The organism is Streptococcus sp. Marseille-Q7156, assembly GCF_965119495.1.
In genome coordinates, this window is record NZ_CBCPLU010000001.1 from 1,061,257 (window position 1) to 1,082,162 (window position 20,906).

Annotated in this window: 22 protein-coding genes and 1 pseudogene; 4 read left to right on the forward strand and 19 right to left on the reverse strand. The window is 39.1% G+C overall.

The genetic code is table 11. The features are described from left to right. Window position 1: 1 nt before the first annotated feature. Together ACWPV5_RS04965 and rpiA are read right to left on the reverse strand one after the other, a co-directional pair. Window positions 2–1,213: a phosphopentomutase gene (locus ACWPV5_RS04965; protein WP_261070711.1), complete on the reverse strand. Its 1,212-nt coding sequence runs from the start codon at window positions 1,211–1,213 to the stop codon at window positions 2–4. A gap of 23 nt (window positions 1,214–1,236) precedes the next feature. Beyond that, window positions 1,237–1,920 (reverse strand): ribose-5-phosphate isomerase RpiA, encoded by a 684-nt coding sequence (rpiA, locus tag ACWPV5_RS04970; protein ID WP_203175476.1) that lies wholly within the window; start codon window positions 1,918–1,920, stop codon window positions 1,237–1,239. Window positions 1,921–2,145: 225 nt separating this feature from the next. Here rpiA and ACWPV5_RS04975 point away from each other — a divergent pair, with 225 nt between their 5' ends. Next, window positions 2,146–2,331, forward strand: coding sequence for a hypothetical protein (locus ACWPV5_RS04975; protein ID WP_203175474.1), 186 nt, complete (start codon window positions 2,146–2,148; stop codon window positions 2,329–2,331). A 113-nt stretch (window positions 2,332–2,444) separates the two neighbouring features. On the opposite strand, the gene trxB is transcribed toward ACWPV5_RS04975, so the two are convergent. The 7 genes from trxB to ACWPV5_RS05010 all read right to left on the reverse strand — a co-directional run bounded on the left by trxB (window position 2,445) and on the right by ACWPV5_RS05010 (window position 6,796). Beyond that, window positions 2,445–3,356: a thioredoxin-disulfide reductase gene (trxB, locus tag ACWPV5_RS04980; protein WP_203175472.1), complete on the reverse strand. Its 912-nt coding sequence runs from the start codon at window positions 3,354–3,356 to the stop codon at window positions 2,445–2,447. 65 nt (window positions 3,357–3,421) lie between these two features. Beyond that, entirely contained in the window at window positions 3,422–3,646 is a 225-nt protein-coding gene (locus ACWPV5_RS04985; RefSeq protein WP_219966757.1) for a DUF4059 family protein, read from the reverse strand. 77 nt (window positions 3,647–3,723) lie between these two features. Beyond that, entirely contained in the window at window positions 3,724–4,467 is a 744-nt protein-coding gene (locus ACWPV5_RS04990) for an amino acid ABC transporter ATP-binding protein (RefSeq protein WP_000590982.1), read from the reverse strand. Continuing rightward, the gene (locus tag ACWPV5_RS04995) at window positions 4,467–5,267 is read right to left on the reverse strand and encodes an amino acid ABC transporter permease (protein WP_001103449.1); all 801 of its coding nucleotides are present in this window, start codon (window positions 5,265–5,267) and stop codon (window positions 4,467–4,469) included. The genes ACWPV5_RS04990 and ACWPV5_RS04995 overlap by 1 nt, the downstream gene beginning before the upstream one ends. 156 nt (window positions 5,268–5,423) lie before the next feature. After that, a complete protein-coding gene (locus ACWPV5_RS05000; protein WP_414521515.1) occupies window positions 5,424–5,780 on the reverse strand; it encodes an arsenate reductase family protein in 357 nt (118 codons plus the stop codon). A gap of 12 nt (window positions 5,781–5,792) precedes the next feature. After that, on the reverse strand, window positions 5,793–6,302 hold the full coding sequence (locus ACWPV5_RS05005; RefSeq protein ID WP_454382634.1) for a methylated-DNA--[protein]-cysteine S-methyltransferase: 510 nt from the start codon (window positions 6,300–6,302) through the stop codon (window positions 5,793–5,795). After that, window positions 6,302–6,796 carry an N-acetyltransferase family protein gene (locus ACWPV5_RS05010; protein ID WP_454382636.1) on the reverse strand — a complete coding sequence of 165 codons (495 nt, stop codon included), beginning with the start codon at window positions 6,794–6,796 and terminating at the stop codon, window positions 6,302–6,304. The genes ACWPV5_RS05005 and ACWPV5_RS05010 overlap by 1 nt, the downstream gene beginning before the upstream one ends. Before the next feature lie 134 nt (window positions 6,797–6,930). Between ACWPV5_RS05010 and ACWPV5_RS05015 the strand changes: the two genes are divergently transcribed. Together ACWPV5_RS05015 and trhA are read left to right on the forward strand one after the other, a co-directional pair. Then, entirely contained in the window at window positions 6,931–7,377 is a 447-nt protein-coding gene (locus ACWPV5_RS05015) for a DUF1836 domain-containing protein (protein WP_454382638.1), read from the forward strand. After that, window positions 7,374–8,021, forward strand: coding sequence for a PAQR family membrane homeostasis protein TrhA (gene trhA / locus ACWPV5_RS05020; RefSeq protein WP_261070715.1), 648 nt, complete (start codon window positions 7,374–7,376; stop codon window positions 8,019–8,021). Before ACWPV5_RS05015 ends, trhA begins: the two co-directional genes overlap by 4 nt. A 417-nt stretch (window positions 8,022–8,438) precedes the next feature. Here the strand turns inward: trhA and ACWPV5_RS05025 are convergent. From ACWPV5_RS05025 to ACWPV5_RS05055, 7 genes and pseudogenes are all read right to left on the reverse strand, one after another. Next, window positions 8,439–9,365, reverse strand: a pseudogene (locus tag ACWPV5_RS05025) (aldo/keto reductase). Between the two features lie 73 nt (window positions 9,366–9,438). Then, the gene (locus ACWPV5_RS05030) at window positions 9,439–10,254 is read right to left on the reverse strand and encodes a hypothetical protein (protein WP_454382640.1); all 816 of its coding nucleotides are present in this window, start codon (window positions 10,252–10,254) and stop codon (window positions 9,439–9,441) included. Between the two features lie 3 nt (window positions 10,255–10,257). Continuing rightward, entirely contained in the window at window positions 10,258–10,578 is a 321-nt protein-coding gene (locus tag ACWPV5_RS05035) for a PadR family transcriptional regulator (RefSeq protein ID WP_000665422.1), read from the reverse strand. Window positions 10,579–10,709: 131 nt separating this feature from the next. Continuing rightward, window positions 10,710–12,707 (reverse strand): methionine--tRNA ligase, encoded by a 1,998-nt coding sequence (gene metG / locus ACWPV5_RS05040; protein ID WP_454382643.1) that lies wholly within the window; start codon window positions 12,705–12,707, stop codon window positions 10,710–10,712. A gap of 123 nt (window positions 12,708–12,830) precedes the next feature. Next, complete coding sequence (locus ACWPV5_RS05045) at window positions 12,831–14,090, reverse strand: ABC transporter permease (RefSeq protein WP_454382645.1); 1,260 nt, start codon at window positions 14,088–14,090, stop codon at window positions 12,831–12,833. 1 nt (window position 14,091) lies between these two features. Further along, window positions 14,092–14,793 carry an ABC transporter ATP-binding protein gene (locus ACWPV5_RS05050; RefSeq protein WP_000811472.1) on the reverse strand — a complete coding sequence of 234 codons (702 nt, stop codon included), beginning with the start codon at window positions 14,791–14,793 and terminating at the stop codon, window positions 14,092–14,094. Further along, entirely contained in the window at window positions 14,777–15,982 is a 1,206-nt protein-coding gene (locus tag ACWPV5_RS05055) for an efflux RND transporter periplasmic adaptor subunit (protein WP_454383435.1), read from the reverse strand. Before ACWPV5_RS05055 ends, ACWPV5_RS05050 begins: the two co-directional genes overlap by 17 nt. Before the next feature lie 285 nt (window positions 15,983–16,267). Between ACWPV5_RS05055 and gor the strand changes: the two genes are divergently transcribed. Continuing rightward, the gene (gene gor, locus ACWPV5_RS05060; RefSeq protein ID WP_454382647.1) at window positions 16,268–17,614 is read left to right on the forward strand and encodes a glutathione-disulfide reductase; all 1,347 of its coding nucleotides are present in this window, start codon (window positions 16,268–16,270) and stop codon (window positions 17,612–17,614) included. Window positions 17,615–17,706: 92 nt separating this feature from the next. Here the strand turns inward: gor and ACWPV5_RS05065 are convergent, their stop codons facing one another. The 3 genes from ACWPV5_RS05065 to ACWPV5_RS05075 are packed head-to-tail and all read right to left on the reverse strand — an operon-like array spanning window position 17,707 to window position 20,878. Next, window positions 17,707–18,279, reverse strand: coding sequence for a hypothetical protein (locus tag ACWPV5_RS05065; protein WP_454382649.1), 573 nt, complete (start codon window positions 18,277–18,279; stop codon window positions 17,707–17,709). Next, on the reverse strand, window positions 18,276–18,899 hold the full coding sequence (locus ACWPV5_RS05070) for an ATP-binding cassette domain-containing protein (RefSeq protein ID WP_000151033.1): 624 nt from the start codon (window positions 18,897–18,899) through the stop codon (window positions 18,276–18,278). Before ACWPV5_RS05070 ends, ACWPV5_RS05065 begins: the two co-directional genes overlap by 4 nt. Continuing rightward, on the reverse strand, window positions 18,896–20,878 hold the full coding sequence (locus ACWPV5_RS05075) for an ABC transporter permease (protein ID WP_219966768.1): 1,983 nt from the start codon (window positions 20,876–20,878) through the stop codon (window positions 18,896–18,898). The genes ACWPV5_RS05070 and ACWPV5_RS05075 overlap by 4 nt, the downstream gene beginning before the upstream one ends. Window positions 20,879–20,906: the final 28 nt, after the last annotated feature.

Consider the following 20,906-nt stretch of genomic DNA (forward strand, 5'->3'; position numbering starts at 1 on the left):
CTTATACCAATTTATCTAAGAAACTTTCCCCAATCATGGCAGTTTCAACACCAAAGTTATCCGCAACTGTCGCTGAGATGTCTGCAAAATGTCCAACTGGAATGACACCATTTCCCTTAAAGCTAGGGCTGTAAGCTAAAAGTGGAATATATTCACGAGTGTGGTCTGTTCCTGCATAGGTTGGGTCATTTCCATGGTCCGCAGTAATCAAGAGAAGGTCGTTCTCCCTCATGGCAGCGATAATTTCAGGCAAGCGCTCATCGAACTCATGCAAGCAATCACGATAACCGTGAGCATTACGACGGTGGCCGTAAAGAGCATCAAAGTCAACTAAGTTTGTGAAGGAGAATCCTTTTTCAAACTCAGCAAGGCCCATGGTCTTCAATAGTGTATCAATTCCGTGGCTATTTGACTTATTGTGGCCCATATCATGGTTGATACCCGCACCGTTAAAGATATCATTGATTTTACCAACAGCATAAGTATCGATACCAGCTTCATTCAATTTATCCAAAACAGTCGGTGCAAATGGGGATACAGCCAAGTCACGACGGTTTGCTGTACGAGTGAAGTTACCAGGCTCACCTACATAAGGGCGAGCAATGATACGACCTAGAAGGGCAGGGCGCTCAAGTGTAATCGAACGAGCGTATTCACAGATACGGTACAATTCGTCCAAAGGAATACTATCTTCGTGGGCAGCAATTTGCAAAACAGGGTCAGCTGAAGTATAGATAATCAACTCTCCAGTTTCCATCTGACGTGGTCCAAAATCATCGATAACAGCCGTTCCTGAGTAAGGTTTGTTAGCTTCACGAATGACCTTACGTCCTGAAAATTCTTCGATTTTTGTCAGGATTTCTTCTGGGAATCCGTTCCAAAAAGTATCGAAAGGCTCAGTAATATTGAGTCCCATGATTTCCCAGTGTCCAGTCATCGTATCCTTACCAAGAGATACTTCTTCCAATTTTGTTGCATATCCTGTTGGATTGCTTTCAGCTGGAACAGTCTTAAGAGGAGTTTCTCGAGGAATATTTCCAAGACCAATTTTAGCCATGTTTGGGACATTCAAACCAACTGCTTTTGAAATGTGTCCTAATGTGTCAGAAGCTCCATCTGGAACTCCTGCATTGACAAAGTTATTAGCATCTGGTGCAGCACCGATTCCTACAGAATCCAATACCACCAAGTGAATACGATTAAATTTTGACATAGTGTATCTCCTTATTATTTTAGTTATTTTGCTTTTGTTGAAGTTAAAATCTGAACCCCGTCTCGTCCAGCAACGATGACCTTATCCACCATTTGGTTGAATAAGCCGTGCTCCACGACGCCAACCACATGGTCCAATTCTTGTCCGAAAGCAATTGGATCTTCAATGACATCCAAAGCAAGGTCAATGATAAAATTCTGCATATCGGTCACAAAACGTTGGCCGTCTTTTTCACGGAAACTTGGTTTGTAGCCAGCTCGCTCAAAACGACGAAAGACCTGTTCTGCGCCATACTGAACCACTTCTACTGGCAATTTAAAAGCACCTAGTTTGTCTACTAGCTTGCTTTCATCCACCACCCAAATGTATTCTTTTGAAGGCGTTGCGACAACTTTCTCCATCAGAAGGGCACCACCACCACCTTTGATTCCATTAAACTGACTATCCACTTCATCCGCTCCATCAACCGTCACATCGACAACATCTACTTGGTCAATAGACTTGAGCGGGATATTAAGCCCTTCAGCCTGTTTACTAGTCACACTAGAAGTCGTTACAGCTGTAATCTGCAACCCTTCTTCCTTGATACGACGACCAATTTCTTCTACGAAATAATAGGCAGTAGACCCCGTTCCAAGTCCGACTACCATGCCATCCTTGACATACTCAGCAGCCTTGATACCTGCCATTTTCTTCAGATTTTCCACTCAAACACCTCCATTAAAGAGCTATCTCTATTATATCATGTATCCGTTTTTATTTCATGGATACACTAGAAAAACCCGAACATTTTTATGTCCACCTTGTTTTGGTAGTTAGAATCTTAGTTATGAGAACTTGTAGATAAAAACAGGTCCTAGCCAAAAGCAGCAACAGTTGATTTTTTATCATAAAGATGATTAAATAGTTAAGTACAGAAAAGGAGAAATAAGATGAACCCATTAGATTTGTTTAACCAAGTAAAAGAATTAATCGAAACAAAAGATTTCGAAGCTGCAAAAACATTTGTTGCAGAAAATCAAGAACAGCTTGGAGAATACTTCTCTCAAGCTCAGCAGTTGATTTCCGGTTCAGAAGGTCTAGATGGCTTCGTTAGCAAGATTAAAGGATTTTTCTAAAAATATAAGAGGCTGGCAAAACTCAATTTCAGTAGAAAATGAAATTAATTTTCCCACAATAAAACGCATAGTGTCAAATTTTTTGTAAATCTGATACTATGCGTTTTTTATAATTAACTATGTTCTGTGATAAATTTATAGGCTTCTTGACCAGCGATAGCTCCATCTCCAACCGCTGTTGTTACTTGTCGGAGGTCCTTCAAGCGAACATCTCCAACTGCAAAGATACCGTCAACTGCAGTCTTCATGTGGCTATCTGTCACAATCCAGCCTGCCTGATCTTGAATATTCAATTCTTTAACAAAATCGCTAAGAGGGTCCAATCCAACATAGATAAAGACACCACCGAAGGCTTGTTCTGTCACTTGACCTGTTTTCACATTTTCAAACACGACTGATTCTACTCTGTTTTCACCCTTGATTTCCTTTACTACAGAATCCCAGATAAAGCTGACTTTCTCATTCGCAAAGGCGCGGTCTTGTAATACCTTTTGAGCACGAAGTTGATCACGACGGTGAACAATGGTAACAGTCTTAGCAAAACGAGTCAAGAAGAGGGCTTCTTCAACAGCCGAATCTCCACCACCGACTACCAACAAATCTTGGTCACGGAAGAAAGCACCATCACACACAGCACAGTAAGAAACACCACGACTGTTCAGTTCTTCTTCTCCAGACACTCCCAAAGGACGGTGTTTAGAACCAGTCGCTACGATAACTGTACGTGTTTCATACGTTTGATCATCAGTAATCACTTTCTTAAAATCACCATGGTCTTCGACATTTTCAACATAGCCATAAATGTGCTCAACACCAAGATTTTCAAGCGGTTCAAACATCTTTTCTGCCAATTCTGGTCCACTGATATTAGCGTACCCTGGGTAATTTTCTATATCAGATGTATTATTCATCTGACCACCTGGCAGACCGCCTTCAATCAAGGCTACTTTCAAATTGCTTCGAGCAGCGTATAAGGCCGCAGTCATCCCTGCAGGTCCAGCACCGATAATAATAGTATCGTACATATAGTTTCCTTCTTTCTTGTTGTAACTATCTTTATTCTAACTCTTTCCTGTCAATCACGCAAGGATTATGCCTTGAAAACAATAATTAAACTCATAACCGCAAAGGATAATACTGGAACAACCAAGACCCCAATCATAATCATATCATAGAGATGGGCTTGGCGAGCCTTGGCTGTCTTATCAATTCCCGACATGGCTCTCAGTCCAATCCAAATTCCTAAAAAAATCAGGACAAGGATGGCGGTCAAGATTAAACTCTCGAAATATAAAGAAAATAGTTGCAGTAGCATGATTTCTCTCATTTCTATCTTTTTTAAAGAGTAAACTCAGCTAGTCCAGCTAACTGAGTTTTCCTTTATCTATTATATCAAATATAAGTCCGTTTGTAACTAGCGAAGAATTCTTTTGTCCGCTCTTCTTTAGGATGGTGGATAATCTCATCCGGTGTTCCAGACTCAATGATTTTCCCCTTATCTAGGAAGAGAATCTTATCAGCTACTTGGGCTACAAAGGACATGTCATGACTGACCAAAATCATGGTTTGACCTGACTTAGCAGCATCTGCAATAGACTTCTCTACTTCACCGACCAATTCTGGGTCAAGGGCTGAAGTTGGTTCATCTAAGAGCAAAACATCTGGTTTCATAGCAAGCGCACGCGCTAGGGCAACCCGTTGCTTCTGTCCACCTGATAAATGGCGAGGGTAATGGTTTTCACGGTCAGAAAGCCCAACCTTAGCCAACTCTTCCTTGGCAATCTTAGTCGCTTCTTGATCAGACAATTTCTTGACAACAACCAAGCCTTCTTTCACATTATCAAGTGCTGTGCGGCGTTCAAACAAATTAAACTGCTGAAAAACCATAGACAACTTACGACGAAGGGCAAGGATTTCTTCTTGAGTGATTTTAGAAAAATCAACTGAGAAATCATCAATCTGAATAGAGCCACTGTCAGGTGTTTCAAGATAATTGAGACTGCGAAGGAAGGTTGATTTTCCAGCTCCTGAAGAACCAATCAAGGCTACAACTTCCCCTTTTTGAATATCCAAGTTCAGATGATCCAAGACAGTCTGTCCTGAAAAGGATTTGCTTAAATTCGAAATCTTAATCATTAACGAAGGTCTCCTTTCACATCTGTTTGCACTGTATCGGGTGCAGAAATAGCCATTTTTCTCTCGATGAAACGACCAAGGCTCTCAATTCCAATATTGACTACCCAATAAACAAGGGCAACGGAGATGAAGCGTTCAAAATAACGATAATCGGCACCACCCAAAATCTGAGCTTGGGCAAAGACTTCCACAACACCCGCACTGAAGGCTAGAGAAGTTCCCTTGGTCAAGCCGATTAATGAGTTAATCAATGTTGGAGTCGCAACAACTGCTGCATTTGGAATAATCACTCGTCGATAAACTTGCGCTCGGGTCATACCCAGACTGCGTGCCGCCTCAATCTCACCAGGATTAACTGAGAGAATTGCCGCACGAATGGTTTCACTAGCATAAGCTGCCTCATTAAAAGCAAAGGCGACAATCGCAAAAGCTGCAGCCGGAATAGCATTGATATTGAGACCAGTACCCCATTGCTGATTGAGAGCTTTCAAAGCCAAAGGAATTCCGTAGTAGGTCAACATGAGTTGCACTAAAATCGGTGTCCCTTTTAAGAAACTAACAAAGAAGGCCTGCAAGGGATATAAAATTTTGACACGATTGATTTTCACAATGGCAAAAAGAAGTGCCAAAACCAAGCCAAAAAGGGCACCACCAATTGTCAACATAATCGTTGTTGGAAGTTGTTGGACAATTCTTGGAATTCCATCAAAGACCGAACGCAGGCTAAACAGCTTGCCATCCGGAATCAATTGCATCAAGTTTTGGTACCAATCTGATGCTAAAATCGTTGTAACATTCATAAAAACATCCTCTCCTGATAATGATTCATTCTACCATACTTCTGCCGTCAATGAAATTATTTGCTACGGTCAGATACAGACTTTTCTACCTACTAGTTTATCATACTTTGAAACAGGGAGGTTATATATTTTATCTATCAAAGAGATAGATAAAAACTATTTCAATCCCAATTCTTCATAAGGTTTTCGATAACCAATTTGCTTAACAGTTCCATTTTCTACTAAAACTGGGCGTTTTAACAACATGCCGTCACTTGCTAGCAACTCAGCCGCTTCTTGGTTTGACAGACTTCCTACCTTATCTTTCAGTCCTAATTCACGGTATTTGATTCCACTGGTGTTGAAAAATTGCTTCAATTCAAATCCTGAGGTTTCTAGCCAGTTTAAAATGACTTCTTGACTAGGTGTTTCTTCCACGATGTGAACAGCTTTGTAGTCCACACCGAGTTGGTTTAATTCTTGTTTTGCTTTTTTACAAGTTGAACATTTTGGGTATTCGATAAATTCTAACATATGTTTCACTTTCTATTTTATATCTTTAAAATCTGCTCCTTCATGCTCCAAGAGCCAAGCTTTCTTTTCCACTCCTGCAGCATAACCTGTCAGACGCTTGCCTGCTCCCAGCACACGATGACAAGGTACTAGGATAGACCAAGGATTGCGCCCCACTGCTCCACCAATTGCTTGAGCAGAAGCCACTTGCAGGTCTTGGGCTATTTGTCCATAGGTCACTGTCTGACCATAAGGAATTCCCTGTAAATAGGACCAAACTCGCTTTTCAAAATCCGTTCCGATTGGAGCCAAGGGCAAGTCGGATAAATCCCGAGACTTGCCTTTAAAGTAAGCATCTAAGCAAGCAATAACTGAGTCTAAAATGGGATGACTAACAACTGCTTCTATCGTGTCATCTCCTATCCCCCTCTCAAAATGCTTCTGCTCCTGCACCCAAATGCCATACAAATAATGGTCATCAGCTACGAGAGAAAGGGAGCCAATTGGCGAAGAGTAAAGCATTTTTGCATACTTCTTTTGCATTATTTCTTCAATTTTTGATAGGCCAAGCGTTCTCCATCAACCGGAACCTTACCAACCCGTTTAAAACCAAGTTTTTCAAAAATATGTTGCATAACCTTATTTTCAGCATGCGTATCTGAGCGAAAATCTAGATAGTCAAAACCTTCAATCAAACCCTCTAAGAAGGTTTGAGCAACTCCTTGTCCCTGGACATCTGCTGCCACAGCAATACGGTGAAAGACTAAGTACTCTGACTCTCCAGCTTGCCAGTTTCCCTCATAAATAGCTTCATATGCCTCCTCTGGACTCTTGGTCACAGCAGCATAGGCTAGTAGTTCTCCCTCTTCCAAGGCTACATAGGCTTGACCCGAGATAATATCCTCAATAATAATGTCTGTATTTGGATAACCATTTTGCCACTGGTCACTACCAGCATCCGCTAAACATTTTTTAGCATCCTCCATCACCTGCATGATGGCATCTACTTCATTTGGAAAAGCTAAACGAATCTCCATCTTTTCTCCTCATTTCTGACTAGTTTCTCCCATCATAGCATAATTTAAGCCTTTTCACAAGCAGTTAAAACTTGACTTTCTGTTTTTGTTATTTTATAATCTAGTTATTAAAACTAGATAAAAAGGAGTTGAAAATGAAAACTACCTTTTCCTACCCAAAATGGGCAGAAATCCCAAATATTGACCTCTATCTAGACCAGGTTTTACTCTATGTCAATCAGGTCTGCGCCCCTATCTCTCCTGATAAAGACAAGGGCCTGACAGCATCCATGGTCAACAATTATGTCAAACATGGTTACCTGACAAAGCCTGACAAGAAAAAATACCAACGCCAACAAATTGCCCGTTTGATTGCTATCACAACCCTCAAGTCGGTATTTTCTATTCAAGAAATAGCCCAGACACTTAATACTCTCCAAAGTCAAGCAAATTCAGACCAACTCTACGATGCTTTTGTGGACTACATGAATCACGGAATTGACCCAGCTAACCCCATTATCCAAACCAGCTGCCAAACCGTTAAACTCTATCATCAAACTCTAGCCTTAATCCATCATACTCAAGAGGAGGTCATCCAATGAACACTAGTCTTAAACTCAGCAAACAACTCAGTTTTGGGGAAGAGATTGCTAATAGTGTAACCCATGCCGTAGGTGCAGTCATCATGCTCATATTACTCCCCATTTCATCCACCTATAGCTATGAGGCACACGGATTTTTATCATCTATCGGCGTTTCCATATTCGTTATCAGTCTCTTTCTCATGTTCCTCTCATCCACCATTTACCACTCTATGGCCTATGGTTCGACCCACAAATATGTCTTGCGAATCGTTGACCATTCGATGATTTATGTGGCTATCGCAGGCTCTTATACGCCGGTCGTCTTAACCTTAATGAATAACTTGTTTGGCTATCTAATTATTGCCATCCAGTGGGGAACGACCATCTTTGGTATTCTCTATAAAATCTTTGCTAAAAAGGTTAACGAGAAATTCAGCCTTGCTCTTTACCTGATTATGGGCTGGTTGGTTCTGGCAATCATTCCTGCCATTATCAGTCAAACGACGCCCATTTTCTGGAGTCTCATGGTAACTGGCGGACTCTGTTATACAGTTGGGACTGGATTTTATGCCAAGAAAAAACCTTATTTCCACATGATTTGGCATCTCTTTATCCTAGCAGCATCTGCCCTCCAATACATTGCTATTGTTTATTATATGTAAAAGAGGTCGGGACAAATCCTAACCTCGTTTTTATTCTCTATAATGTTTTAAATTCAAAAGCACTCTAGTCTTTTTTATAATATCTACTATCGTACCGCCAATTATGGGATACTACTTCCCTGCTAGTATGTAAATCAGAATAGTTATACTCTTCGAAAATCTCTTCAAACCACGTCAGCGTCGCCTTACCGTATATATGTGACTGACTTCGTCAGTCTTATCTACAGCCTCAAAACAGTGTTTTGAGCAACTTGCGGCTAGCTTCCTAGTTTGCTTTTCGATTTTCATTGAGTATTAAATCATAATCATTCGTTAATGAACCGTACCTAACGAATCAAGACAGACAAATGGTCACATAACAAAAAAACGTTTTCCAACGTTTTTTTTTGACTGTGATTTCTTTAAATGCATTTTTTCCTAAGGCAAATTATTCCCTGCTGCAAGATAAATTTCATACCATTCTTTTCTTGTTAAGCTAAAGTTTGCCGCTTAGCTAACTTCTCTCAAGTGCTTAGGATTTGTGGTACCTACGACTGCCTGCATTTTTGCTGGGTAGCGTAACACCCAAGCGATAGCAATAGCTGATGGGCTCACACTGTATTTTAATGCTAATCGATTTAGGACTTGGTTTAGTTGTTGGAACTTCTCATTGCCAACAAAATTCCCTTTAAAATATCCGAACTGCAAGACTGACCATGCTTGAATGATCACATCGTGTAATTTGCAATATTCAAAAATGCTACCATCTCGCATAGCTGCTTGACTATCTTCCATATTAACATGAAAACCTGATTCAAAACCAGGTGTGAAAGCTGCACTTAATTGTAATTGATTGATCGATAGAGGCTGTTTGACTTCTTTCTTAAGCAATTCCATCATCATAGGATTTTGGTTGGACGCACCGAAGTCTCGAACTTTACCTGATGTATGTAGAATTTCAAAGGCTTCCGCCACTTGATCAGCTTCCATTAAAGCATCTGGTCGATGGAGAAGCAAGCTATCTAAATAATCAACCTGCAATCTTTTTAAAATTCCATCTACTGATCCTAGAATATACTCTTTTGAAAAATCAAAATAGGTAAATTCTTCAATGCGAATGCCACATTTGGACTGAATCCACATCTTTTCTCTTAAATCTGGACGATTTTTTAGGACAAGACCTAACAGTTCTTCACAACGACCACGACCATAAATATCAGCTAAGTCAAAAGCATTGATTCCAACAGAAAGTGCTGTTTCTACAAGCTCTTCAACTTCTTTTACAGACTTATCTTTTATTCTCATCATTCCGAGAACAATTTCTGATAATTCTTTGTCATCTTGACCAAGAGTTATGTATCTCATCAAATTTTTCTCCTTAAATTTCTAACATTCTTCCCTTCATTATAACAAAAACCGCTTTGCAACGGCTTTTTGACTATATTTCACTCCATTTTATCTTCTTAAACCCACGGAACAAGACAAAGATTCCAATAAAGAGAACAACTAAAGGAATGAATTTTGTAAGGAAAACATTTGAAATTCCCATCCACTCATAGTAACGAAGCAGAGATCCTACCACAAGATGGGCAATAATCATACTGACAAAGGGACGAAAGACCGCTTCTTTCCAATTCCAAATACTGATGACTAGAGAAAGCGTAAAGACAAGGAAACTATCCCAGGGAGCAGGAAGATAAAAGTCCCCTTCTTGTACAAAACTTCCTATTCCTACATATCCCAGAACAACTAGCAGAACAAGAATCCCAACGACAATATAGGTGCCAATTTTCATTTTAGGAGAATCTTGGACTAAGCCCCAACGTAAGATTGTAGCCACAAGCCCAAATCCAATCAGAAAAAGAAGAAGTTGCCCTAAAAAAGTAAGCAAATTGACTGTTAAGAGAGGACCTTTAGAAAAATCACCCAGTAGATGATAGTAACGTAATACCGCTAATACAAGAATTGGTGTCAAAAGGGACTCCTTGATAGAACTGCTGGGTGCTTCCTTGAGAATCTCTTTCATTATTTTTTTAGGATTCTTACCTAGATAATCCTCTGCACTCATGCCATCTCGTTCTGCTTCTGAGAAATCTAACATAATCAAATAAATCTGCTCTCTGAGATAGTCCTCATCATAGAGAAATCCAGCAAGATTAAAACTATCCCACAGCTCCTCAAAATACTGCTGATTCTCCTCAGAAAACTCATGCAACAAATTGTTTGTTTCTTCATAATACTTCATTTTTGTCATGGTTTATCCTCCATTCTTAATTCCTTCTACTTTTTGACTCAAATCGTCCCATTGTTGCCAAAAGACCGAGACACGCTCTTCTCCTTCTTTGGTTAACGAAAAATACTTCCGATCTGGACCATCTGGCGACGGGCGCATGTCGCCTCTTATCCATTGATTTTTTTCTAACTTTTGCAACAAAGGATAAATAGTCCCTGGAACGATAGTGTCAAATCCAGCCTCTCGCAAAGTTTGAACCAACTCATAACCGTATCGCTCTTTTTGACCAATCATATCCAAGACACAACCTTCAAGAACACCTTTTAATAGTTGAGTTTCCTTCATCCCTTCCCCCTTCTATCTATTTTGTAATGCCTACTAGTAGCTTCATCTATAATATACCACTTCCACACTAGTTTGTAAAGCATAATAGTTAAATAAAAAACAGAACTAGCATGAACTAGTCCTGTCTATTGTTACCCAATCACACTTCCGTTTGGTACAGCTGGATCAACTGTGAGAAGGGTTAATTTTCCATCATGTTCAGCTGAGAGGATCATCCCTTGACTGACATATTTCTTCATCATCTTACGAGGTTTGAGGTTAGCAACGATTTGAACTTTCTTGCCGACCAATTCTTGTTCATTTGGATAGTATTTTGCAATTCCTGAGAGGATTTGACGATCTTCACCATCACCAGCATCCAAGCGGAATTGAAGCAACTTATCTGAACCTTCTACTTTAGAAACTTCTTTGACTTCTGCGACACGGATTTCAACCTTATCAAAATCTTCAAACTTGATTTCTTCCTTGTTAAGTTTGAGTTCGACTTCGTCTGGATTCCATTCTTTTTCGACAGCTGGCTTGTTGCCTTCCATTTGTTCCTTGATATAGGCGATTTCTTCTTCCATATCGAGACGTGGGAAGATTGGTGTTCCTTTGGCAACTACAGTCACATCTGCTGGGAAGTCAGCCAAGCTCAAATTTTCAAGGCTCGCTACTTCTTCCAAGCCAAGTTGATTCAAGACTGCACGACTGGTTTGCATCATAAACGGCTCAATCAAGTGAGCTACAACACGAAGGCTGGCTGCCAAGTGGCTCATGACACTTGCTAATTGGTCACGGAGTGCTTCATCTTTTGCCAAGACCCATGGAGCTGTCTCGTCTATGTATTTGTTAGTACGAGAGATAAGAGTCCAGACTGCTTCAAGCGCACGTGGATAGTCAACTGCTTCCATATGTGTATGGTAATCAGCGATTGATTGTTCTGCTACTTGAGCAAGAGCATTGTCAAACTCTGTCACGCCCTCTACATAGGTAGGGATTTGTCCATCAAAGTACTTATTAATCATGGAAACCGTACGGTTTAGAAGGTTTCCAAGGTCATTGGCCAATTCATAGTTGATACGACCTACATAGTCCTCAGGAGTGAAGGTTCCGTCTGAACCAACCGGAAGGCTGCGCATGAGGTAGTAACGAAGTGGATCTAGTCCAAAACGCTCTATCAACATTTCAGGATAGACAACATTCCCTTTAGACTTAGACATCTTACCGTCTTTCATGACAAACCAACCATGACCAATCAAACGTTCTGGCAATTTGATATCCAACATCATAAGAAGGATTGGCCAGTAGATTGAGTGGAATCGAAGGATGTCTTTTCCAACCATGTGGAAGACTGTTCCGTTCCAGAACTTGTCAAAGTTAGCGTGTTCGTCTTGATCGTAGCCAAGAGCTGTCACATAGTTGAGCAGAGCATCAAACCAAACGTATACAACGTGTTTAGGATTTGATGGTACCGGAACCCCCCATGTAAAGGTTGTACGAGAAACTGCCAAATCCTCTAAACCTGGCTCGATGAAGTTGCGAAGCATTTCATTCAGACGACCATCTGGAGTGATAAATTCAGGATGGGACTTGAAAAATTCGACCAAACGATCTTGGTATTTGCTGAGGCGAAGAAAGTATGATTCTTCAGAAACCCATTCCACCTCATGACCCGATGGAGCAATACCGCCAGTCACATTTCCAGCTTCGTCACGGAAAACTTCCGCAAGCTGGCTTTCTGTAAAGAATTCCTCATCTGAGACTGAGTACCAACCAGAATATTCACCCAAATAGATGTCATCTTGAGCAAGTAAGCGTTCAAAGACTTGTGCGACAACTTTTTCATGGTAGTCATCAGTTGTACGGATAAATTTATCGTATGAGATATCTAGTAATTGCCAGAGTTCTTTAACTCCAACTGCCATGCCATCAACATAGGCTTGAGGTGTAATGCCAGCTTCTTCTGCTTTCTGCTGGATTTTCTGACCATGTTCATCAAGACCTGTCAGATAAAATACATCGTAGCCCATCAGGCGTTTGTAACGTGCTAGGACATCACAAGCGATGGTTGTGTAGGCAGAACCGATATGAAGTTTTCCAGATGGATAGTAAATCGGCGTTGTAATATAAAAATTCTTTTCAGACATAATTTTTCCTTTCCAGGCAAATGAAACCTGTTTTTCTAACACTTCATTATATCACATTTTTAAGAATTTTCGATAGGGAAATCCATACAAAAACAAGATAGACAAGCGTCCATCTTGTTGATCTTATTCATATCGAAGGGCTTCAATTGGATCAAGTTTAGATGCCTTGTTGGCTGGCAAGACTCCAAAAATCATACCCACGCTAGCCGAAACTGCAAGACTAAATAGGGCAACTGGGATTGATACTCCTACTTCTATACCAGCTATCAATCCTTGCAATAGTAGACCAGCTATAGCTGTTAAGCCTGTCGCAATGGTTAGACCAATAACTCCACCTAGCAAGGTCAAAATCATGGATTCAATCAAAAACTGAATTAAAATATTGGCACGCGTTGCACCCAAAGCCTTACGGAGACCAATCTCACGAGTACGCTCTGTCACCGAAACCAGCATGATGTTCATAACACCAGTCCCTCCAACAAAGAGTGAAATTCCTGCAATGGCACTAATAATCGTAGTTATAAAACCGAACATTTGTTGTACTTCTTGGAAAGCTGCAGTCGCATCTGACACCTGATACTCCCCTTGCTGAAGACCAGCAATCTCGGTCAATTTTCTAGCTAATTCTGGTCCCACTGTTGGTGTCAAACTGGTATCATTGACACGGAAGACAATATCAGAAATTTCATCCATATTGAAGTTATTGGCAAGAGAAATATTAGTCGTAATTGGAAGTCCACCAATACCAAAAGTCTTAGCAGTCTTGGCCTCATCGCTGGTATAGACACCAATGACACGATAGCTAAAACCACCAACATCTATAACCTGGTTAACAGCTTCTTGAGCAGATCCAAACAGACTATTAGCAAGTTCTTGGTCTAGTAAAATGACACTAGCGACATCTTTATAATCCTGAGCTATAAGACTTCGGCCTGCAACAATTTCATTTTCAACCGCCTTCATATAAGTAATATTTCCACCTGTCAAGCTAGCTCGCTCTACCTTTTTATCTTTATAAGACAGGGTGGTATTGGTCGAGTTGGTTACATAGTAACTGTCCACACCCTTAAGTTTTGCTGCCTCCTTGACCCAAGCTTCTTGCGGTTTTGGTGGTTCAACAGGAACTTCCTCTTCTTTCCCAGAAACTGTCAAAGCTGATTGTTTTTGGGTAAAAGAACCGTCTTTACTTTTAATAGGCGAGAAAAAGACATGAATATTCTTCTGTGACTTGGTCATGTTTTTATTGACCTGACGAGACATGGAATCCCCCAGAGCCATAATCACAACAACTGATGAAACACCAATGATAATCCCAATCATAGTGAGAAATGAGCGCATCTTGTGGGCCATGATAGATGAAAAGGCAAATTTCAGATTCTGCATCTTAGTTTTCCTCCTTTTCTAACTGAGCACTATCAGATGAAATAACTCCATCTCGAATGACAATCTGGCGTTTGGCATAAGCAGCAATCTCAGGCTCATGCGTTACCATGATAATAGTTTTTCCTTCATTATTCAGTTCAACTAATAATTGCATGATTTGATTACCTGTTTTGGTATCCAAGGCTCCTGTCGGTTCGTCCGCTAGGATAATAGAAGGATTGTTTACCAAAGCACGCGCGATAGCTACACGTTGCTTTTGACCTCCAGATAATTCCGAAGGCAAATGGTGACTACGTTCTGTCAATTCAACCTTATCAAGATATTCCTCAGCTAACTTGCGCCGTTTTGAAGCCGAAACTCCCGCGTAAATCAAGGGCAATTCTACATTTTGCAGAGCATTGAGTTTAGATAGAAGAAAGAACTGCTGAAAGACAAATCCGATTTGTTGGTTACGGACCTTGGCTAGTTGTTTTTCACCAAGTCCAGCCACTTCTTGGCCTTCAAGATAATACTCTCCACTAGTTGGTGTATCCAACATGCCAATCGTATTCATTAGAGTAGACTTACCAGAACCCGATGGTCCCATGATGGCAACAAATTCACCCTCATTCACTTCTAGGTTGATATTTTTGAGAACCTGCAGTTCTTGGTCACCATTACGGTAGCTTCTGCAGATATTTTTTAGACTAATTAGTTGCTTCATCAGCCTTCACCTCTTTTCCTTCCTCTAGAGAAGACGTTGGGTTACTGATGACCTTGACTCCATTTGTCAAACCTGAAGTGATTTCTTGGTTGTCTGCATCAGCATTTCCCAAACCAACTTCCACTTTCTTGGCCTTTTTCTGCTCGTCAAGTACCCAGACATAGTTCTTATCATTTTCAGTCACAACACTTGTTAAAGGAACTAGAATAGCTTTACTCTTATTCTTAACCTCAACACTTACTGAAAATCCTTGTTTCAAATCACCGATTTCACTTGTAACATCGATGGTATATGGATATTTAGAACCAGAGTTACCGCCTGCTGCTGCAGCTGTACTTGCTGCTTCGCCATTGTTTTTAGGGTAGTCAGAAATATAGCTAAGCTTACCTGTCCAGCTCTTATCTTGATAAACTTTAGAAGTAAAGGTCACTTCTTGACCTACAGATAAGTTGGCAAGGTTATATTCAGATAGTTCACCCTTAACTTGCAAGTTTTCATTGCTAACGACATGAACTACCACCTGGCTAGCTCCAGTTGGAGATTTAGAAACATTACGGTTGACTTCGACCACAGTTCCTTCTAGATTACTGAGAACCGTCATTGCATCCAACTGACTTTGAGCCTTACTTAATTGTGCTGCTGCATCTGCACGAGCATCACGAGCATCACCTAATTGTGCATCAATAGATGATACTGAATTTCCTGAGACTGGAACTGGAGTTTGGGCTGCAGCTCCTTCGCCTCCTGCTGGCGTTGGCAACTGTGGAGCCGGAGCTGAAGCGGCTTCATTTCGTGCTTGATTGAGTTCGTTGATATGACGGTCTGCCTTAGCGACTGCTCGGCTCGCTGAATCATAGGCCGCCTGGGCTTCTGAACTACTGTACTTGACTAAAGCCTGCCCTTCGCTGACCTTATCACCCACAGAAACAAGGATTTCATCTAAATCTCCCTTACTAGCATCAAAATAAACATATTGTTCATTTTTTGCTGTTACTGTCCCTGACAATAAAACAGAGGATGCCACGCTTCCTTCCTTGGCAACAACAAGATGAGTAGGTTCATCTTTTACAGCGGTTTGAGATGGTTGTCTAAAGAGTAAAATCCCTCCAGCACCCAATACAACTACACTTGCAGCACCGATTGCTGCATACAATTGCCACTTTTTAGCTTTACTATTCTTTTTCATAATGAAACTCCTTTTTGATTTAAAGTCCTTAACAATATTATACAAAAATTATCAATTTGAAACAATAACAGTTCAGAACGAAATAATGACATTTCAGGATTCAATAATTGTTCGGAATTTATTTTTTATTGTACTAGTTATATCATACACTTTATTTTTCCTTTTTGCAAGCCTTTTCTTTAATTTTTTTGAACGTAGCAGATTTTTGCAATCAAATCAAAAAAAAGATAGAATATGACTATCAAAAAATGACACTCTACTATTTAAAAGAGTACAAAGGAGTTTTCAATGAGAGAATACGATATCATTGCTATCGGTGGAGGTAGCGGAGGAATTGCTACCATGAACCGTGCTGGTGAACATGGTGCCAAAGCAGCTGTTATTGAGGAAAAGAAACTCGGTGGAACTTGCGTCAACATCGGTTGTGTTCCTAAAAAAATCATGTGGTACGGGGCGCAAATCGCTGAGACTTTCCATCAATTTGGAGAAGACTACGGCTTTAAGACTACTGATCTTAATTTTGACTTTGCAACCCTACGTCGCAATCGTGAAGCCTACATTGATCGCGCTCGTTCTTCTTATGATGGCAGTTTTAAACGCAACCGTGTAGACTTGATTGAGGGTCGTGCTGAATTTGTAGATTCTCATACAGTCAGCGTAAATGGTGAACTGATTCGTGCTAAACATATCGTGATTGCTACTGGTGCCCATCCAAGTATTCCAAATATTCCTGGTGCAGAACTAGGTGGTTCTTCTGATGATGTATTTGCCTGGGAAGAATTGCCAGAATCAGTTGCTATTCTAGGTGCCGGCTATATCGCTGTTGAATTAGCTGGAGTACTCCACACCTTTGGTGTCAAGACAGATCTCTTTGTTCGCCGCGATCGTCCTTTACGTGGTTTTGATTCTTACATCGTTGAAGGTTTAGTCAAGGAAATGGAAAGAACAAACTTGCCACTTCATACTCACAAAGTCCCTGTCAAGTTAGAAAAAACTGCTGAAGGCATTACCATTCATTTCGAAGATGGTACTAGTCACACAGCTAGCCAAGTTATCTGGGCTACAGGTCGCCGTCCAAACGTTAAGGGATTGCAACTTGAAAAAGCTGGAGTAACCCTGAACGAACGTGGCTTTATCCAAGTGGATGAATACCAAAATACTGTTGTTGAGGGAATCTACGCTCTAGGTGATGTAACAGGTGAAAAAGAACTAACTCCAGTTGCTATCAAGGCTGGACGTACTTTGTCTGAACGTCTCTTTAACGGCAAAACAACTGCTAAAATGGACTACTCAACTATTCCAACTGTTGTCTTTTCACACCCTGCTATCGGAACGGTTGGCTTGACCGAAGAGCAAGCTATCAAAGAATACGGTCAAGATCAAATCAAGGTTTACAAATCAAGCTTTGCATCTATGTACTCTGCCGTTACTAGCAATAGACAAGAATCCCGTTTCAAACTCATAACAGCTGGTTCAGAAGAAAAAGTTGTCGGACTTCATGGAATTGGATACGGTGTTGATGAAATGATTCAAGGATTTGCTGTTGCTATCAAAATGGGAGCAACCAAGGCTGACTTTGATGCAACCGTAGCGATTCACCCAACTGCATCCGAAGAATTTGTAACCATGCGTTAATCAAAATAAAAGAAGCAGAGCAAAAAACACTTCTAAATATCAAAAATCGAGTATTGCCGTAGTTGGAGATACTCGTTTTCTTATGTTTTATTTTATAGTATGTTGAAATAAGATATGCAAAAATCAATTAACAAACCATAACAAAATATAAGGATTATAACACAATCATTTATTCTTTTCTTTAAAAGATTCATATATTTTTTATATAACTCTTTCATATCTTTTTTCTGAGAATTCAACTCTTCACTACCGTAGTCAAAATTTGCTACTACAAATCCCTCGTCAGCATTAGAAAAAGTAAAAAATTCTATTCCAATGAGTTTATTATGCTTAGAGTCCTCAATAGTGTCTCCTAAATTATTATTAAATTGCTTCACTTCTTCTTCACGAACTCCGAACCCCGCAGCAGCTCCATTTGCAATGATGTTTGAAAATACTTCTTCTGAAGACGCTACTTCTTTCACAGTTATGATATATGTAGCTTCTTCCGTTTCTACTTGTTTCACTTTATTCCATTTTTCTGTATCACTAGAAGAAAGCGTATAGACTATTAACTCCAGTGTTGGTTTATTGGTATTTTCTTTTGTGATCATTTGTTTTCCAAAGAAGAAAATGGCAAGCATTCCAGCTACAAAGATCAAAGCAATATAAATTATCTTTTTCATACATTATCTCCTATATCTTTCATATCAATGATCACATCAACTTCGTTATAGACAGCTGGATCATGCGTCGCTATAATGACATATTTATCTTCATCTCTTTCATTCAATAATAAACGAATAATTTCTTTTCCAATCTCACCATCTAAAGCTCCTGTAGGCTCATCTGCTAAGATAATTTTACGTGGTTTCATTAACATTCTGGCAATAGCTACACGTTGAGCCTGCCCTCCAGACAATTCATATATTTTTTGATGTAAATAGTCACTTGACAGTCCTACTTTTTCAAGTACATCAGTTATTGTTTTTTTGTCTTTAGTGATAAGTTTCAAATTATCATATACTGTTTTGTTATCTATTAAAGAATAATTCTGAAATACATATCCAACAGTATTTTTAAAAAAAGTTCTTTCTTTTATCTTCCAAATATCTTGTTTATCAACTAAAACATTCCCACTGTCAATTTTTTCTAATCTTCCTATAATATTAAGAAGGGTACTTTTACCAGAGCCAGAACCTCCAATCAATGCATAACTTTTTCCAGATTCAAATTTTAAATTTAAGTCTGTAAAGATCTTTTTTGAGCCGAAACTTTTTGAAACGTTCAAAAGGTCAATTGTCATGTTTCATCTCCTTTTAAAATTTTAGTATAGCTTTCAGATAATTTTCTAAAACTCATGATTATTGACAACATCAAAACGAGCAGAGAAGCGAGACCAATATATAGCAACTCTATTTGACCTGTCATAAGAAATGTAAATAGGATAACTATTGTAATAGTCATCATAAAATACTTGAGACTTGAAATTGCTATATATGTTTTTGACAGACCCAAAATAATTTTTTTCACATATTCATTCTGTTTTAGGGCAATATAAAGTTGGACATATTGATAAATGAGTATAAAGACAATACTGTAAATTATCTTCTGCAAAATTTGTGAAAGTAGAATTTGGTGCTCTAAGGACTGGATCTTTAATTTCACAATTTGGTAAACATCTACTGGATTCATTGAAAAATTCAACTGGCTAGCCATTTCATTTATTTTATTTACCGCCTCAGGACTAAAAAGAGACTTATATGTTATATTACTAGCCAAAGAAAACTTGTTGTTTTCAATCATTTTGTCCGTATCTAACACAACAACAATGTTATCTTTACTATCTGCTACACTTGCGATTGGTAAAAACTCTTTCATTTTATGATTATCATCAGCATCTTCATTAAAATAAAAAATTTTTTTCCCATCAGGAATTATTTGTACTGCAATTTCTTCTTTTGTATAGTTTGTTCCAATAAATTGTTCTGCTACAACTGTATTTTCAATAGATTTCTGATTTTCTTTCCATTTCTCAGGAATATAGATGGTTGCTATCTTATTATCTAAAAGATGATAGTTTGTTCCATTCACTTTATTTTGTAGGTTAGCACCTGTTTGATTGATATAAATCAACTCTTTATTTATTTCTGGATTCGTTATTCCGTCATTTTCTAATTGTTTAGAAAAGTCTTCTAAAACATGAGATGTTTTCATGAAATCTGGAACATATGCCTTAGATCGGTCTATATATAAATAATCTAAGTTTTTTAAGGCAGCAGCTATCTGTAGATACTGACCATCCGAATCATTAACTTCTCCATTTTTAGTAGAGTTACTTTCAATTCCAAGGAACTCAATCCTTCTCCAGTCTTTTACTGTGTCCCATGGTACTAAATTCTGTAGCTGGATGTTAATACTGGATTGACTACTCTTTGTTTCTTGTAAAAAAATTCCTGAGACAATGATGATAATCGAAATAATGGCAAGCCATACGACAAAAATAAGTTTATTTTTCGCCTTGTTTTTAATAATTTCAATAGGCTTTTCAACCTGAATCGTCAACCAAAATAAAACAAAAGTAATGAGATCAATGATTTGAAATAGTATAAAATTCGTTAAAAGCAGAGAGAAAAATAACTTAGAACTATAGGTGAAGAAACCATTTCCCAAAAAAGAACTGTAAGAAATCATCAATAAAGCCATCATAATCAGTTCAAAAATAAGAGAAATGCCATACTCTCTTCTTAGATCATATACAGGCAAGCCCAAAGAACGTCGTATCACTCCTTCTTTAATCTGCTTCGTTCTAACAACAAATAACACAACTAATAAAGTTAAGTAAATCGAACTCATTAACAGTATTCTTAAAGTTCCTGTGAATTGTAAGATTCCTCCTATATACCAAGGATAAGCCATATATACTGTTTGCAACCCCGTCATCGTAAGTGGTTTCAAACTATCTATATCCATTTTCCCAAGGGTGTAATACATCCCTATTATTGGTGCTGACTTTAATTGCTCATTGTTTTCATCATCGAAATTTACATACTTCAACTGACCAGAACTCTGAACGATTGGCTTGTAAATGGTAACCTTTTCCGTTTTTGATAAGTCACGAACCATTTCGTATATTTCGTTATTAGAAAGATTACTTTTTCCTTGAATAGAAAAAGCACCATCAATTGGTAAAGGTACGGGGGTTTCAGTATCGCTGATAGTGACCAGACCAATTGCAGCGATCAAACAAAAGAAAAATCCAATGATACATAATTTTAATTTCATAAGCACTTACCATATTACAAAAGACCCT

Bases quoted from the DNA above. Each gene is read 5' to 3' on its own strand.
- ACWPV5_RS04965 (WP_261070711.1), bottom strand. From the start codon at position 1,213: ATGTCAAAATTTAATCGTATTCACTTGGTGGTATTGGATTCTGTAGGA.
- ACWPV5_RS04975 (WP_203175474.1), top strand. From the start codon at position 2,146: ATGAACCCATTAGATTTGTTTAACCAAGTAAAAGAATTAATCGAAACA.
- trxB (WP_203175472.1), bottom strand. From the start codon at position 3,356: ATGTACGATACTATTATTATCGGTGCTGGACCTGCAGGGATGACTGCG.
- ACWPV5_RS04985 (WP_219966757.1), bottom strand. From the start codon at position 3,646: ATGCTACTGCAACTATTTTCTTTATATTTCGAGAGTTTAATCTTGACC.
- ACWPV5_RS04990 (WP_000590982.1), bottom strand. From the start codon at position 4,467: ATGATTAAGATTTCGAATTTAAGCAAATCCTTTTCAGGACAGACTGTC.
- ACWPV5_RS04995 (WP_001103449.1), bottom strand. From the start codon at position 5,267: ATGAATGTTACAACGATTTTAGCATCAGATTGGTACCAAAACTTGATG.
- ACWPV5_RS05000 (WP_414521515.1), bottom strand. From the start codon at position 5,780: ATGTTAGAATTTATCGAATACCCAAAATGTTCAACTTGTAAAAAAGCA.
- ACWPV5_RS05005 (WP_454382634.1), bottom strand. From the start codon at position 6,302: ATGCAAAAGAAGTATGCAAAAATGCTTTACTCTTCGCCAATTGGCTCC.
- ACWPV5_RS05010 (WP_454382636.1), bottom strand. From the start codon at position 6,796: ATGGAGATTCGTTTAGCTTTTCCAAATGAAGTAGATGCCATCATGCAG.
- ACWPV5_RS05015 (WP_454382638.1), top strand. From the start codon at position 6,931: ATGAAAACTACCTTTTCCTACCCAAAATGGGCAGAAATCCCAAATATT.
- trhA (WP_261070715.1), top strand. From the start codon at position 7,374: ATGAACACTAGTCTTAAACTCAGCAAACAACTCAGTTTTGGGGAAGAG.
- ACWPV5_RS05030 (WP_454382640.1), bottom strand. From the start codon at position 10,254: ATGACAAAAATGAAGTATTATGAAGAAACAAACAATTTGTTGCATGAG.
- ACWPV5_RS05035 (WP_000665422.1), bottom strand. From the start codon at position 10,578: ATGAAGGAAACTCAACTATTAAAAGGTGTTCTTGAAGGTTGTGTCTTG.
- metG (WP_454382643.1), bottom strand. From the start codon at position 12,707: ATGTCTGAAAAGAATTTTTATATTACAACGCCGATTTACTATCCATCT.
- ACWPV5_RS05045 (WP_454382645.1), bottom strand. From the start codon at position 14,090: ATGCAGAATCTGAAATTTGCCTTTTCATCTATCATGGCCCACAAGATG.
- ACWPV5_RS05050 (WP_000811472.1), bottom strand. From the start codon at position 14,793: ATGAAGCAACTAATTAGTCTAAAAAATATCTGCAGAAGCTACCGTAAT.
- gor (WP_454382647.1), top strand. From the start codon at position 16,268: ATGAGAGAATACGATATCATTGCTATCGGTGGAGGTAGCGGAGGAATT.
- ACWPV5_RS05065 (WP_454382649.1), bottom strand. From the start codon at position 18,279: ATGAAAAAGATAATTTATATTGCTTTGATCTTTGTAGCTGGAATGCTT.
- ACWPV5_RS05070 (WP_000151033.1), bottom strand. From the start codon at position 18,899: ATGACAATTGACCTTTTGAACGTTTCAAAAAGTTTCGGCTCAAAAAAG.
- ACWPV5_RS05075 (WP_219966768.1), bottom strand. From the start codon at position 20,878: ATGAAATTAAAATTATGTATCATTGGATTTTTCTTTTGTTTGATCGCT.